Annotated in this window: 12 protein-coding genes; 3 read left to right on the top strand and 9 right to left on the bottom strand. The window is 55.9% G+C overall.

The features are described from left to right. Window positions 1-12 precede the first annotated feature (12 nt). From GCE01_RS12855 to GCE01_RS12845, 3 genes are read left to right on the top strand one after another with little or no spacing between them, the layout of a single operon-like run. Window positions 13-3,198: an efflux RND transporter permease subunit gene (locus tag GCE01_RS12855; RefSeq protein ID WP_064275032.1), complete on the top strand. Its 3,186-nt coding sequence runs from the start codon at window positions 13-15 to the stop codon at window positions 3,196-3,198. Further along, complete coding sequence (locus tag GCE01_RS12850) at window positions 3,195-6,473, top strand: efflux RND transporter permease subunit (protein WP_099213182.1); 3,279 nt, start codon at window positions 3,195-3,197, stop codon at window positions 6,471-6,473. The genes GCE01_RS12855 and GCE01_RS12850 overlap by 4 nt, the downstream gene beginning before the upstream one ends. Beyond that, window positions 6,473-8,008 carry an efflux transporter outer membrane subunit gene (locus tag GCE01_RS12845; protein WP_099213181.1) on the top strand — a complete coding sequence of 512 codons (1,536 nt, stop codon included), beginning with the start codon at window positions 6,473-6,475 and terminating at the stop codon, window positions 8,006-8,008. The genes GCE01_RS12850 and GCE01_RS12845 overlap by 1 nt, the downstream gene beginning before the upstream one ends. A 70-nt stretch (window positions 8,009-8,078) precedes the next feature. Here GCE01_RS12845 and GCE01_RS12840 read toward each other — a convergent pair whose 3' ends face one another. The 9 genes from GCE01_RS12840 to secY form a co-directional block, all read right to left on the bottom strand. After that, window positions 8,079-8,249, bottom strand: a complete 171-nt coding sequence (locus GCE01_RS12840; RefSeq protein WP_007282750.1) for a DUF1328 domain-containing protein — start codon at window positions 8,247-8,249, stop codon at window positions 8,079-8,081. Between the two features lie 52 nt (window positions 8,250-8,301). After that, entirely contained in the window at window positions 8,302-8,535 is a 234-nt protein-coding gene (locus tag GCE01_RS12835) for a hypothetical protein (protein WP_099213180.1), read from the bottom strand. 112 nt (window positions 8,536-8,647) lie between these two features. After that, window positions 8,648-9,964 carry an MFS transporter gene (locus GCE01_RS12830; protein ID WP_174694847.1) on the bottom strand — a complete coding sequence of 439 codons (1,317 nt, stop codon included), beginning with the start codon at window positions 9,962-9,964 and terminating at the stop codon, window positions 8,648-8,650. A gap of 334 nt (window positions 9,965-10,298) precedes the next feature. Further along, entirely contained in the window at window positions 10,299-10,718 is a 420-nt protein-coding gene (gene rplQ / locus GCE01_RS12820) for a 50S ribosomal protein L17 (protein WP_046901194.1), read from the bottom strand. 28 nt (window positions 10,719-10,746) lie between these two features. Further along, on the bottom strand, window positions 10,747-11,766 hold the full coding sequence (locus GCE01_RS12815) for a DNA-directed RNA polymerase subunit alpha (protein WP_046901193.1): 1,020 nt from the start codon (window positions 11,764-11,766) through the stop codon (window positions 10,747-10,749). 130 nt (window positions 11,767-11,896) lie between these two features. Continuing rightward, window positions 11,897-12,289, bottom strand: a complete 393-nt coding sequence (gene rpsK / locus GCE01_RS12810) for a 30S ribosomal protein S11 (RefSeq protein ID WP_007282744.1) — start codon at window positions 12,287-12,289, stop codon at window positions 11,897-11,899. A gap of 58 nt (window positions 12,290-12,347) precedes the next feature. After that, window positions 12,348-12,725 carry a 30S ribosomal protein S13 gene (rpsM, locus tag GCE01_RS12805; RefSeq protein ID WP_046901192.1) on the bottom strand — a complete coding sequence of 126 codons (378 nt, stop codon included), beginning with the start codon at window positions 12,723-12,725 and terminating at the stop codon, window positions 12,348-12,350. Window positions 12,726-12,942: 217 nt separating this feature from the next. Then, window positions 12,943-13,524: an adenylate kinase gene (locus GCE01_RS12800; RefSeq protein ID WP_099213179.1), complete on the bottom strand. Its 582-nt coding sequence runs from the start codon at window positions 13,522-13,524 to the stop codon at window positions 12,943-12,945. After that, window positions 13,521-14,894, bottom strand: a complete 1,374-nt coding sequence (secY, locus tag GCE01_RS12795) for a preprotein translocase subunit SecY (protein ID WP_046901190.1) — start codon at window positions 14,892-14,894, stop codon at window positions 13,521-13,523. Before secY ends, GCE01_RS12800 begins: the two co-directional genes overlap by 4 nt. Between the last annotated feature and the right edge of the window lie 75 nt (window positions 14,895-14,969).

Raw genomic sequence — 14,969 nt, 5'->3', positions numbered from 1 at the left:
AACAGCAAGACCGTGAATCCGTCCCGCCTGTTCATCGAGCGTCCGGTTGCCACCAGCCTCCTGATGTTCGCCATCCTGCTGAGCGGACTGCTCGGCTACCACTTCCTGGCAGTCTCAGCACTGCCACAGGTTGAATATCCAACCATTACGGTCTCGACCTATTACCCGGGCGCCGGACCGGACGTGATGAGCACGTCCATCACCGCTCCGCTTGAAACGCAGCTTGGCCAGATGCCGGGCCTTGACCAGATGACGTCTCAGTCTTCTGGCGGTGCGTCGGTCATCACTCTGCGCTTTGGCCTCGACATGTCCATGGACGTGGCCGAGCAGGAAGTTCAGGCCGCCATCAACAACGCGACATCGTTGCTGCCAACGGATCTGCCAGCACCTCCGATTTATGCGAAGGTCAATCCGGCGGATACTCCGGTCCTGACACTGGGTATCACGTCGAAAACCCTGCCGCTTCCGGAAGTGGAAGATTACGTCAACACGCGTCTTGAGCAGAAGATCAGCCAGATCTCCGGCGTGGGCCTTGTCACGCTGTCTGGCGGCAATCGCAAAGCGTACCGTATTCAGGTCAACATCCCGAAGCTGACATCATACGGCATCGCGATCGATACGCTGCGGACCATCATCACAACGGTGAACGTCAATTCCCCAACGGGCACATTTGACGGCCCCAAGCGCTCTACGTCCCTGCGCATTGATGGGCAGATCAAGTCCGTCGATCAGTTGATGGACCAAATCATTGCCTATCAGAACAGCGGCCCGATCCGCGTTCGCGATGTGGCTACTGTCGTCGAAGGCGCAGAGAACACTCAGTTGGCGGCATGGTCGAACAAAACCCCTGCCCTGATTCTGAATGTTCAGCGTCAGCCCGGCGCCAACGTGATTGGCGTGGTGGACAATGTTCTTCGCATCCTGCCCCAGCTTAAGCAGGACCTACCCCCTGGCATCGAAATCACACCGCTGACAGACCGGACAACAACCATCCGCGCCTCTGTTGACGATGTTGAATACGAGCTGGGTCTGTCCATGCTGCTCGTGGTCGGCGTCATTTTCGTCTTCCTGCGCAATGTCCCTGCCACCATCATTCCCAGCCTGTCGGTCCCGCTTTCGCTGGTGGGCACCATGGCTGCGATGTACCTACTCGGGTTCTCGCTCGATAACCTGTCGCTGATGTCCCTCACCATTGCCACGGGCTTTGTGGTGGATGACGCCATCGTGGTGATCGAGAACATTGCCCGCTACGTGGAAGCTGGCGAAGACCGTTACACCGCTGCCCTGAAGGGTGCCGGCGAAATTGGCTTTACCATCATCTCGCTAACGGTTTCGCTGATCGCAGTGCTCATCCCACTGCTGTTCATGAAGGATGTCGTGGGACGCCTGTTCCACGAATTCGCCATGACGCTCTCCATCACGATCGTCATCTCGGCCATTGTATCCATTACGCTGGTTCCCATGATGTGCGCGCGGATGCTGACGGATACGCACGCTCCGTCCAAGAGCCGTGGAATCTGGGGGCGCCTCTCCGACGGCACCGAACGTGGCATCAATGGCATGATTGCCTTGTATGGCCGTTGGCTGGACGTGGTTCTGCGGTTCCGTGGCCTGACGCTTCTGGTCACGCTCGGAACAATTATCCTGACGGGCGCACTGGCCTACACAATCCCGAAAGGCTTCTTCCCAACGCAGGATACTGGCGTTGTGCAGGGCATTTCCGTCATGTCGCAGGCCATTTCCTTCAATGGCATGAAAGAACGTCAGGCCGCTTTGGGCGCCGAGATCCTCAAGGATCCGGATGTAGCCAGCATTTCCTCCTTTGTGGGAATTGACGGCCAGAACATGACGCTGAACGTCGGTCGTTTCCTGATCAATCTCAAGGCGCGGGACGAGCGCACCTCCGACCTGTCGACCATCCTTCAGCGTCTGGGCCAGGTCGGCCAGAATGTCATCGGAACGCAGCTGTTTGTTCAGCCGATTCAGGATCTGTCTCTGGATTCCTCGATTTCGGCCACACAGTACCAGTTCATGCTTGAGAACCCGGATTATGACACCTTCAAAACCTGGGTTCCAAAAATTGTCGACGCGCTGAAACAGGAGCCTTCCCTGTCGGATGTCACGTCCGATCTGCAGGCTGAAGGTCTGGTTGCCCAGCTCTCGCTCGACCGTGCAACGGGTGCACGTTATTCCATCACGCCGCAGACGGTCGATAACCTTCTGTATGACAGTTATGGCCAGCGTCAGATCTCAACAATCTACACGCAAGCCAACCAATACCGCGTCATTCTGGAAGCGCTTCCGGATCTTCAGAACGACCTGACATCTCTCAATCAGCTATACCTGCCCGGGATTTCATCCGAAGCAGGCAGCAGCACCTCCGGACCGACACGTCAGCCGACTTCCGGGTTGGTCCCGCTGAAGCAGGTTACGACAATCAGTCATAGCCTTGCCCCCCTCCTCATCAGTCATTACGGCCAGTTCCCAGCCACGACGATCTCTTTCAACGTCTCGAAAGGGTATTCGCTTGGTGCGGCAACCAGTGCCATTGAACGGGTTGAGAAGCAGCTTGGCCTTCCTCCCGCATTTGAAACTGCTTTCCAGGGCACAGCCGCAGCTTTCCGCTCGTCTCTGACGAACGAAGTCTGGCTTGTTATGGCTGCGGTCATCGCGGTCTATATCGTGCTGGGTATTCTCTATGAGAGCTTCATCCACCCCATCACCATCCTGTCCACGCTGCCATCCGCTGCTATCGGCGCGCTGATTGGCCTGTACCTGTTCGGTATGGACCTCGACATCATGGGGATCATTGGCATCGTGCTGCTGATCGGCATTGTGAAAAAGAATGCCATCATGATGATCGACTTCGCACTCGAGGCCGAGCGACTGGAGGGGCACACACCGCTCGAAGCCATTCGCCAGGCAGCTCTCCTGCGTTTTCGTCCAATCCTTATGACGACGCTGGCCGCCCTGTTTGGTGCCCTGCCTCTCATGCTGAGCCATGGCGTCGGCTCCGAACTGCGCCGCCCCCTCGGCGTGGCGATTGTGTGTGGCCTGATGCTGTCACAGATGCTGACCCTGTTTACCACTCCGGTCATTTATCTGTTCATGGACGGCATCGGTCGTAAGACAAGGACGCTCATGCAGCGCTATCACGCAGGCCGGGCGCAAACTCCAAGCACGCACAGCAACCCGTGAAGCTGATCCGCCTTTTCGTCATGCGGCCAGTTGGAACGATCCTTCTGGCCGTCGCGCTCCTGATCGGCGGCATCCTGGGCTATTTCAGCCTGCCCGTCGCCGATCTGCCGAACGTGGACTTCCCGGTCATCATGGTGATGGCGAACCAGCCCGGCGGTTCTCCGTCCGAGATCGCCAGCACAGTCGCAGCACCGCTGGAGCGGCATCTGGGTGCGATTTCGGGCGTGACGGAGATGACGTCTGAATCAACGGTCAATCAGACGCGCATTACTCTTCAGTTTGACCTCTCTCGCGACATCAATGGTGCCGCACGAGACGTGGAGGCTGCACTTCAGGGCGCACGCCAGGATCTTCCCTCCACTCTGCGTACAAACCCGACTTACGACAAAGCAAACTCCAACGGCCCCCCGGTTGTTGCACTGACGCTGACGTCCAGCACACGGACGCCACAGGAGCTTTATGAGTTTGCCAGCAACGTTCTGATTCAGCAGCTCAGTCAGGTTGAGGGCGTGGGCGAAGTCGAAATCCGCGGCAGTTCCCTCCCCGCGGTTCGTGTAGAACTAAATCCTCTCCGCCTGTTCCGCTATGGCATTGGTTTCGAAGATGTTCGCGCGGCACTTGCATCGGCCAACGCTCACACGCCGAAGGGTTTCATTGACTCCCATGGCACGCGCCTCATGCTGTCCACAAACGATCAGGCCAGCAAGGCCGTGGATTATCGTGGGCTGGTCGTCGCCTATCGTGACAGCCAACCCGTCCGCCTGACAGATGTCGCGGAAGTCAATGACAGCGTTGAAGATCTACGCCAGACAGGCTTCCTCAATGGTCAGCGCGCCATCATCTGTACGGTGTTCACACAGGGCGGCGCCAACGTCATCAAGACGGTTGATGGTATTCGCAAGCGCCTTCCCATTCTCCAGTCGGCAATGCCGGGCAACACCCATATCAACGTCCTGATTGACCGATCCAAGACAATCCGCGCGTCCCTGAATGATACGAAACAGACCCTCATCATAGCCGTGGTGCTGGTCGTCGTCGTTGTGCTGCTGTTCCTGCGCAGCGTGTCCGCCATTCTCATTCCAGCGATTGTCGTCCCCATTTCGATCATCGGAACGTTTGGGGTGATGTCACTGCTGGGTTATCAGCTCGACAATATGTCTCTGATGGCCCTGACAATCTCCACCGGTTTCGTTGTGGACGATGCCATCGTCGTTCTTGAGAACATCACCCGCTACATGGAAATGGGTCATGAGCGGATGGAAGCCGCCATCCTTGGGGCCAGCGAAGTTGCCTTTACGGTTCTATCCATCACCGTGTCCCTGATTGTGGTTTTCGCTCCCATCATGTTCATGGGGGGCATTGCGGGTCGGCTATTCCACGAATTCGCGATGGTAATGGTCATTACCCTGACTATTTCCATGGTCCTGTCCCTCTCCCTCACCCCGATGCTCAGCGCACTGATCCTCACCTCTGCGCCAGCCGCCTCACAGGGTTTCTGGGGCAGAATTGGTTCCCTGCTCGAACGCATGATCGACCGCGTCGCGAAAGGCTACGAGCAATCGCTAGGATGGAGCCTTCGCCATCCGTTCCTGATCGTCATGTCTCTGCCAGCCACCCTGATTTTGGCTGGTGTTCTCTTTGTGAAAATGCCCAAGGGATTCTTTCCCTCTGAAGACACCGGTCAGTTGATGGGGCGTCTGGTCGCCGACCAGTCCGTGTCCTTTCAGTCTCTTAAAGACATCACGGCTCACGCCATGAAGGTTGTCGCCGCAGACAGGGATGTCGCAGGCGTTATGGGCGGCGCCGGCGGGCGTTCGGCCAACTCTGCCAATCTTTTCGTTGCTCTGAAGTCTAAAGAGGAACGTAAGGACGATCTGGCTGCCACGGTGCAACGCATCAACCGGGCCTTTTCCAACGTTCCAGGCGCGCAGCTCCGTCTGATGGCCCCCGGCGCCGTCCGTATAGGTGCGCGCTCAGGTGACGCAGCCTATCAGTATTCGCTGGAAGGTCCGTCGGCCGAAGATCTCTATGAATGGACGCCGAAGATTGTCTCGGCACTCTCAAAAATTCCTCTGCTGATGGATGTTTCATCCAACGTGGAAGAAGGCGGTCAGGCCATTGCCATTGCGATCAACCGCGATATGTCTTCCCGGTATTCCATCACGCCCCAGCTTATTGCCAACACACTCTACGATGCGTTCGGACAGCGCTCAGCTTCCGTCATTTACGGAAATCTGAACCAGTATCATGTGGTGATGGAGGTCGCTCCACGATACTGGGAAAGCCCCGAAACGCTGAAGCAGATGTGGGTGAGTGCTTCTGGCGGAACAGCCGCAGGCGGAACGTCTTCGAACAACCTGCGTGTTCGAGCCGACACCACAACCAGCACGCTCTCGCAAAGCGAGCAGTCCTACATTAACTCCGTGGCCAATGCTCTGGCTGGTGGAAAATCTGCGTCCAGTGGTGCCGCCGTCGCAACAAGCGTTTCCAACATGGTGCCACTATCGGTGCTTGGATACCAGCGCGCAACAAACACGGCCCTGACGGTCAACCATGATGGGCTTTCAGTTGCAACGACTGTGTCTTTCAACCTTGCGCCAGGAGCGTCCCTCGGGCCTGCCGTGCAGGCCGTTGAAGCCGCTATGGTCAAACTGCATGTTCCACCAACGATTCACGGTGGGTTTGCTGGCAACGCCGCGGCCTTCCAGAAGTCTGTCAGTGACGAGCCTCTGCTGATCCTTGCGGCTCTTGCTGCGGTCTACATCGTTCTGGGTATGCTTTATGAGAGCCTCATTCATCCCCTGACGATCCTGTCCACGCTCCCTTCCGCTGGCGTCGGCGCCCTTCTCGCCCTTCAGTTGTTTGGGCAGGAGTTCTCACTCATGGCGATGATTGGTGTCATTCTTCTGATTGGCATCGTCAAAAAGAACGCCATCATGCTGATCGATTTTGCGCTCGTGGCGCAACGTGAGGGCGCGACAGCTTTTGAGGCTATCCAACAGGCGAGCGTTCTGCGGTTCCGCCCGATCCTCATGACGTCTCTGGCCGCAGCCTTTGGTGCCGTGCCCCTCGTCTTCGGGAATGGATATGGCTGTGAACTGCGCCGACCGCTTGGCATTGCCATTCTGGGTGGCCTGATGGTTAGCCAGCTTCTTACGCTCTACAGCACGCCCGTCGTGTTTTTATACCTCGATCGTTTCGGAAAAATGCTCGGCCGCGCCCGACATCACTTTGCCATTCTGCTTCACATCTCGCCCCGGGAAACGGAAATCTGATGACCGTCCTTCGTATGCCTTCCCTGCGTACTCTTCTGCTGGGAGCCGCAGCCCTGCCTTTCCTGAGTGGGTGCATGGTCGGACCGAATTACCATCGTCCTTCGGCAGTCATTTCTCCGCATTTCAAGGAAGTGCCTCCCCCAGCCGGCTGGAACAAGGCACGCCCGGATCTGGTGCAGATGCCCAAAGGCGACTGGTGGACTATCTTTAATGATCCGCTTCTCGATGATCTGGAAGAACGGATCGCAACGTCCAATCAGAGCCTGAAGGAATACGAAGCGCAGTATCGCAAAGCCGCTGCGACAATCGATTCCATCAAGGCAAGCCTGTACCCGACACTGAGCGGGAATTTCAGCTTCAACAGGAATTCACAGGGAAGCAGTGCTTCAAGCACGAGTGGTGGTTTCACATACACCTCGTCGCAGTCCTACACGAGCAACACCTGGGCAACTGGCCCATCTGCCAGCTGGACGGTTGATGTCTGGGGAAAGATACGTCGGCAGGTGCAGCAACAGGTCGCCGCGACGCAGGGCGACGCCGCACTGGTTGCCAGTATGCGCTTGTCCTACCAGCTGACACTGGCGCAGGACTATTTCAGCATGCGCTATCAGGACAGCCTGATCGATCTCTACACGCGCAACGTGGGTCTATACCGCGATAATCTCAAAATCCTTGAGAACCAGCTTGAGGCCGGTGTTGCAGATCCCACAAGCGTTCTTCAGGCTCGATATCTGCTGCAATCCACCGAAGCCAGCCTTGCCAATGCTCATATCGCTCGCGCGCAGTATGAGCATGCCATTGCAGTGCTGACCGGTCGTGCACCGGCAGATGTCACTATCGCTGCGGCCCTTCTGCCCAAGGAGATTCCAGCAGCGCCTGTAGCGGTTCCGTCCATGATCCTTGAACGCCGGCCAGACGTCGCTCAGGCTGAACGGAACATGGAAGCCTATAACGCAGAGATTGGATATGCGATTGGCGCCTTTTTCCCGGAAATCACGCTTTCTGCGTCTTATGGATACAGCGGCAACCCGCTCCAGCAGCTGATCCAGACAGCCACGCGCACCTGGGGCCTGGGTGCTGCTGCCACGGAAACGATCTTCCAGGGCGGCGCCCGAACAGCGGCTGTCCGCGAAGCCGAGGCAGACTACGATAATGCGGTCGCCACATATCGACAGACCGTTCTGGCCGCCATGCAGGACACGGAAGACCAGATGTCCAACCTGCACTATCTCGATCAGCAGCTAGGACTTCAGAACCAGGCCGTTGCGAGTGCCGAAGCCGCCGTACGAGTATCCATGAACGAATATCTCGCCGGCACCCAGATTTATACGACCGTCATCACGGCCCAGCAGACTGCCCTTCAATATGAAGAGAGCCAGCTGAGCATCCGTCAGCAGCAATTCAATGCGGAAGTTACTCTGCTGACAGACCTTGGTGGCGGCTGGAACTCCAAAGACCTGCCGACAAAAGCCTCTCTCCAGACAGACAATCCGTTGCTGCCGTCATTTATCCAAAAAGACAAGAACGGACGCTGAAAAACAAAAAGGGCGGGATCTTCAAGATCCCGCCCTTTTTTATGGCCTCTTCAGGCAGAGGATGCGGCTCTTAGAGAGCGTGCAGTCCTGCAACACCGGCCAGGATCGCCAGAACGGCCAGCACCAGGAAGATAATGAAAAACAGCTTGGCGATACCTGCGGTAGCGGCAGAAATGCCCGAGAAGCCGAACACGCCAGCAATGATGGAAATAATAAAGAAAACGATAGCATAGTGCAGCATGGGACATGATCCTTGAATTATAGGTCGTGGTCATGTCGTAACGTCATGCGCCTCAGGAAGGTTTCTTTCCTGAAAAAAGAGTACGTGCGAACAACAGACCGCTGAGAAATGCGGAAAACAGCAAGAACAACGGCTGATCCACCATCAGATCAGCCACAACTGCCCGACTTTCCTTTAAGAACGAGCAAATATTTTTCTTTGCACGGGTGCAATCGACAACCCGCCCAGCTCCATCCTGCAAGGACGGCACGCTCTCATCCAGATATGACGCCAGATCCGCGTCCATAGTTTTCAACTCCAAAACCATTTCATCCACGACATACAAAAACAGGGGCAGTTCGATAACGAACCACCCCTGCTCTTTTACAGCTTAAAAACGAAGATGTGACGGGTCGCTCTTAGTGACCGACAGTCGTGCTCACTTCGCCTCGGGCCGTAGCTTCTTCTGTGTAGCGACGAGCCTCAGGAGAAATCTTAAGGGCAAGCGTCATACCTGCGGAAGCAAGGTAGATCACAGCAAATGTCCAGATCACATAGCTCATGCCCGGACCGAAAACCGCTCCACAGAACGAGACGATTGCCGGACCAACCCATGTCGAGGCACCTGCGCCGAGACCCAGAATGGACAGAGCTGCAGCTTTTTCACGTGGGCAAATCTGCGGCATCAGGCCTGAAAGCGGCACGAAGGCAGCGACCGTTGCACCATAGAAAATGCCCGCTGCGGCAACCGCCCAGAAATTCCCTGGGTACCAGATAGGCACATAGTAAAACAGCGGAATGGCAATGAAGCCGCCGATACCACCGAAGACCGACACCACGAAACGATGTCCTAAAGTGTCAGCAATCATGCCGGAGACAAGGTTAAACAGGATGTTGCTGAGGAAGATCAGCGACAGCAGGTTGAGCCATTGTTCGAGGCTGAAGTGCAGCTGGTCCACAAAGAACGCTGGCATGATGGCAAGGAAAGCGTATTCCGATGACGTATCGATAATACGGACAATGCCAGCAATCGTCGTTTTGGGTTCACGCCACATGATGCTGAGTGAGCCAAAGAAAATATCTTTGGTGGGCACGTGATCAGGCAGAAGGCGCTTCTTGCCTGTAGGCTCGTGCGTAAACAGCAATGCGACGAGGCCACCAATAATCACCAGCCCCAGTGAACACCAGAACGTCTTGAGTTCACCAAGATATGGGATCGTATAGCGTGCAAACTGGGAGCCAAGTGTCGGCAGACCCGCAGAGAAAGAGAACCAGAACCATCCAGCAGCCGATCCAAGCATGGCAGCCGGGGTGGCGGCAGCAATCCACACGAGGAAACCGTATGCGAACAGCGGATAGGCAAATCCACGCAGCGCATAAAAGAGAAGGATCATAGGCCCGCTATTCGGACCCAGCCCGAATGTCAGGAAGCAGACTTCCAGAAGAGCCCACAGGATCAGGCCGATCCACATGACTTTCTTGGGGCCCATCAGATCAGACAGAGGCCCGGAAAACCAGGCGGCAATCATGACCGTGATGCCGTAAAGAGTGAAGAGTTCGTTGACGAACCCTTGGGAGTGGCCGTGGTGCAGCATGTAGGTGTCGAGATATCCGGCTTCGACACCGTCTCCCACCATGAATAAAAGCTGACCAACAAAAGCCCAGAAAAGGGCGCGTGGGATGCCAAGAATTTCCGCTAGTCCGCGTTTAGGTGCGGCTGTTTCGGACATTTTCATGCTCTCCAGGCATAGGCGCGTCACGAACCTGCTTCGACCTCATTGCCGAAACAGATATGGGAGGCGTCGTTGCGGGCCCTACGAGAGTGCTCGGACCCGTTTCTCAAAATTATGCAGGACAGCGAGGCCAACAGATTGTCGACCTTCAGGAAAAGAGACACCCTCCCCGCCCTGACGGGCGGGAGAAAAACAGCCGGTTAAGAAACCAGACGGGAATCGTCCTGCAAGAGATGTGGCAAAACTACACACTCTGCACAGCAATGTGAACCGCAGAATAAAAAAAAGGCCGGTGCATTGCTGCACCGGCCTTTCTTTCGTCTCAAAACGAGAAGCCTCAGGCGGCTTCCTGCTCTTCTGCAACTGGCTTCGGACCGCTGTCCTGGCCCTTGGCATCAACATCGCGCTCTACGAGTTCGATGACTGCCATGTCGGCATTGTCGCCGTAGCGTACGCCAGCCTTCAGAACGCGGGAGTAGCCACCGGCACGAGCCTTGTAGCGCTCTGCAACCGTGCTGAAGAGCTTGCTGACAACCGTGTCATCACGCAGCTGAGCGAATGCCTGACGACGAGCGTGCAGGTCACCGCGCTTACCGAGAGTGATCAGCTTCTCAACAACCGGGCGAAGTTCTTTCGCCTTCGGCAGAGTCGTCGTGATCTGCTCGTGCTTGATGAGTGCGACGGCCATGTTGCGGAACATGGCAGCGCGGTGAGAAGAGGTGACATTGAGCTTACGCCCGCTCACACCATGACGCATTGCTAGTTTTCCTTACCCTAAGAAGTTCTCAAAACGTCTCGTCGAGACGCTTGGCCAGATCCTCGATGTTCTCGGGCGGCCAGGCCGGGACGCTCATGCCGAGCGACAGCCCCATACCGGTGAGAACTTCCTTGATCTCGTTGAGCGATTTACGCCCGAAGTTTGGCGTACGGAGCATTTCCTGTTCGGACTTCTGCACCAGATCGCCAATGTAAACAATGTTGTCGTTCTTGAGGCAGTTGGCGCTACGCACCGAAAGCTCAAGCTCGTCAACCTTGCGAAGAAGATTGCGGTTGAACGGCAGGTCATCCTGCGGCTCTTCATGCTGGACCGGACGCGGCTCATCAAAGTTGATAAACAGCTGAAGCTGATCCTGAAGAATACGCGCAGCAAGAGCCAGACTGTCTTCCGGCGTCACAGCACCGTTCGTCTCAACCGTCAGCAGCAGCTTGTCGTAGTCAGTAACCTGACCAACGCGGGTCTGCTCGACCTTGTAAGACACGCGACGAACCGGCGAGTAGATTGCATCGATCGGAATCATACCAATCGGAGCATCTTCCGGACGGTTTGCAACAGCAGCAACGTAACCCTTGCCCATGTTGACGGTGAACTCCATTCCGAGCTTCACACCATCATCAAGAGTGCAGATCACGAGATCAGGGTTCATGATTTCAATATCATGCCCAGCCTGAATCTGTCCTGCCGTCACTTCTCCCGGACCAGTCGCCGTGAGAATCATGCGCTTCGGTCCCTCACTGTGCATACGCAGAGCGAGTTGCTTAACGTTCAGGACAATGTCCGTAACGTCTTCGCGCACACCTGGAACAGCCGAGAACTCATGCAGAACGCCATCAATCTGAATGGCTGTTACTGCAGCGCCCTGTAGTGAGGACAGAAGAATACGACGCAGCGCATTACCGAGCGTCATACCGAAACCGCGCTCCAGCGGCTCCGCCACGACTGTGGCGATGCGCGAGGCAACCGGGCCGGGCTCGACTTCAAGCTTCTCCGGCTTGATGAGGGACTGCCAGTTTTTCTGGAGAACCAAGGTCGTGGCCTTTCAAACAACGAAGCCCGCCAACAAAAATTGGCGGCACCTGGCCCGCACAAATCGTGCGGAGGGAGATGCAATCACTACACATGCCGCGCATTCTCACGAACGCGCGGCATGGCATCACTCAAACGCGACGACGCTTGCGCGGACGGCAGCCGTTATGGGGCACCGGCGTCATGTCACGGATGGACGTAATCGTGAAGCCAACAGCCTGCAGCGCGCGAAGAGCGCTTTCACGCCCCGAACCCGGGCCGGACACTTCGATCTCAAGCGTTTCCATGCCGTGCTCGCGAGCCTTGCGGCCTGCGTCTTCTGCAGCAACCTGTGCAGCGTACGGTGTGGACTTACGCGAGCCCTTGAAGCCCTGTGCGCCCGAGGAGGACCATGCAATTGCATTACCCTGCGCATCGGAGATCGTGATCATGGTGTTGTTGAACGTGGAAAGCACGTGAGCAACGCCAGAGATGATATTCTTGCGCTCTTTCTTGCGAATGCGCGGTGCTGCGGCCTTAGCCATAATAGAGGTCGTCCTAAAAGTTAGCGAGAAGCGTCAGAGTGAAGCAGTCAGGCGCGAATTAGCGCGTGACCTTCTTCTTGCCAGCAATCGCCACTGCCTTACCCTTACGGGTACGTGCATTCGTGTGCGTACGCTGACCGCGGACCGGAAGGCCGCGACGATGACGCAGACCGCGATAGCAGCCCAGATCCATCAGACGCTTGATGTTCATAGCGGTTTCGCGACGCAGGTCGCCTTCAACGCGGTGCTCACCGTCAATGAGTTCACGGATCTTTACGATCTCGTCATCAGACAGTTCGTTGACGCGCTTCGCATCGGGGATACCGAGCTTGCTGCAGATTGCCTGCGCGGTCGACGGGCCAATGCCGTAGACATAGCGCAGGCTGATGACCACCCGCTTGTTGGTCGGAATGTTTACGCCGGCAATACGTGCCACGCCAATTCTCCCATCGACGCGATCAATTGACCGCGTCAGCCTGTTTCATGTCCGGTCGAAACCGGATCGTTTGCATCGCAGGCATGTCAGCTCCCAGTCCGATTCCGGAACCCAGGGCCACCTTCACGCCACAGATATGTCGAGGGCGCGCAATATACCGGGCACCCCCCTTGAGTCAAATGAGAATGATCACTTCTTCGTGATCATTCTCATTTCTTCAATTTTTTGCGGTCTTTCCGATGAGTGCATCAATCTCTGCACCCACTTCGTCAACGCCCAGCATTCCATCAACATGCTTCAAACGACCAGCCTTCTCATAATAAGGAAGGATTGGTGCAGTCTGACGGCGATAGATATCAAGACGAGATCTCACCACCTCAGGATTGTCATCTGGCCGGCGTGTACCGTCTTCCGCAGTACGGCTGGCAATACGCTCTACAAGCTGATCTTCGGCAACGTCCAGAAGAATGACGGCGTCAATCTTCAACCCGTCGGTGCCCAACATGGCATCAAGTGCTTCCGCCTGGCTTTCCGTTCTTGGAAAGCCGTCCAGAATAAACCCCTGAGCACAGTCGGGCTGCGCTATACGCCCCTGGATCATCTTTACCATGATAGGATCAGGAAGGAATTCTCCCCTTTCCATAATGGCCTTAGCCTCTTGTCCGATAGGCGTACCAGCAGCAACTTCAGCGCGCAGCATATCTCCAGTGGAGATTTGCTTAAGGCCATAGAGCTGCTCAAGACGCTTTGCCTGCGTCCCCTTACCTGCCCCAGGAGGGCCCAGAAGAATAATATTCATCGACGCTTATTTCCTCCCGAAACACCATTTCTGGAACCACGGCTACGCTGCTTGCGGATCAGCCCTTGATACTGATGTGCGACAAGATGGGACTGAACCTGCGTCACGGTATCGATCGTTACGGAAACGATAATGATGAGGCTCGTACCGCCAAAATAAAATGGCACGTTGTACTTGCTGATCAAAATCTGCGGCAGAAGACAAACAACAACCAGATACAGAGCACCGATTGTGGTCAGTCTCGACAGGATACGATCAAAATACGACGCCGTGCTTGCCCCGGGACGGATACCCGGAATAAAGCCCCCCTGCTTCCGCAGGTTCTCGGCCGTTTCTTCAGGATTGAATGTCACAGCCGCGTAGAAGTATGAGAAAAACAGGATCATTGCGGCATAGAACAGCATGTAAAGAGGCTGTCCCTGACCAAGCTGCTGCCCGAGAACGGAAAGCCAACCCGGCATATTATGTCCGTTCATGAACCCTGAAATCGTCACAGGAATCAGCAACACGGAAGAGGCAAAAATGGGAGGAATTACACCTGCCGTATTGACCTTCAGCGGCATGTGGGTGGAGTCACCACCAAACATGCGATTGCCAATCTGACGCTTCGGATACTGGATCACAACTCGACGCTGCGCCTGCTCCATGAAGACGATAAAGGCAATGACGGCGATCGCCATAACCAGAAAAATCATCACGAAGATTGGCGACAAAGCTCCGGTGCGACCCAGTTCAAACAAACTAGCCAGCGCATGGGGAAGATTGGCGACAATACCCGCAAAAATAATCAGCGAAATACCGTTACCGACACCACGTGATGTGATCTGCTCGCCAAGCCACATCAGGAACATCGTGCCACCAACCAGCGTTACGACACACGACGCGAGGAAGAAGACACCCGGCATCACCACAGCGCTTGCGCCATGAGACGTCATGTTCTCCAGCCCAACAGCGATGCCGTATGCTTGGAAGAGTGCGATGAAAACAGTGAGGTAGCGGGTATACTGGTTAAGCTTTTTGCGCCCCGCCTCACCCTCTTTCTTCATTGCCTCCATAGACGGAAGAGCAGTTGAAAGAAGCTGAATGATAATCGATGCACTGATGTACGGCATGATGTTCAGGGCGAACACAGTCATGCGTCCGAGAGCACCACCCGTGAACATGTCGAACATGCCCAGAATGCCACCCTGATGCTGTGCCAGCAGCTGACCCATGACTGTCGCATCAACACCAGGAACAGGAATGTATGTTCCCAGGCGATAAACGATAAGGGCCAAAAGCGTAAACCAGATACGCTTCTTGAGTTCAGTCGCCTTGGCAAAGGAACTCATATTGAGATTGGCGGCGAGCTGCTCTGCTGCGGAAGCCATCCACCTGTCCTTTCATGAAAACAGCGTCGCCGCACATCTGCACGGGACGCTGTTCACTATCTAACCACACCCCAG

It is taken from the genome of Gluconobacter cerinus, assembly GCF_002723935.1.
Taxonomy (GTDB): Bacteria; Pseudomonadota; Alphaproteobacteria; order Acetobacterales; family Acetobacteraceae; genus Gluconobacter; species Gluconobacter cerinus.
This window is presented reverse-complemented; position numbering and strand designations above follow the sequence as displayed.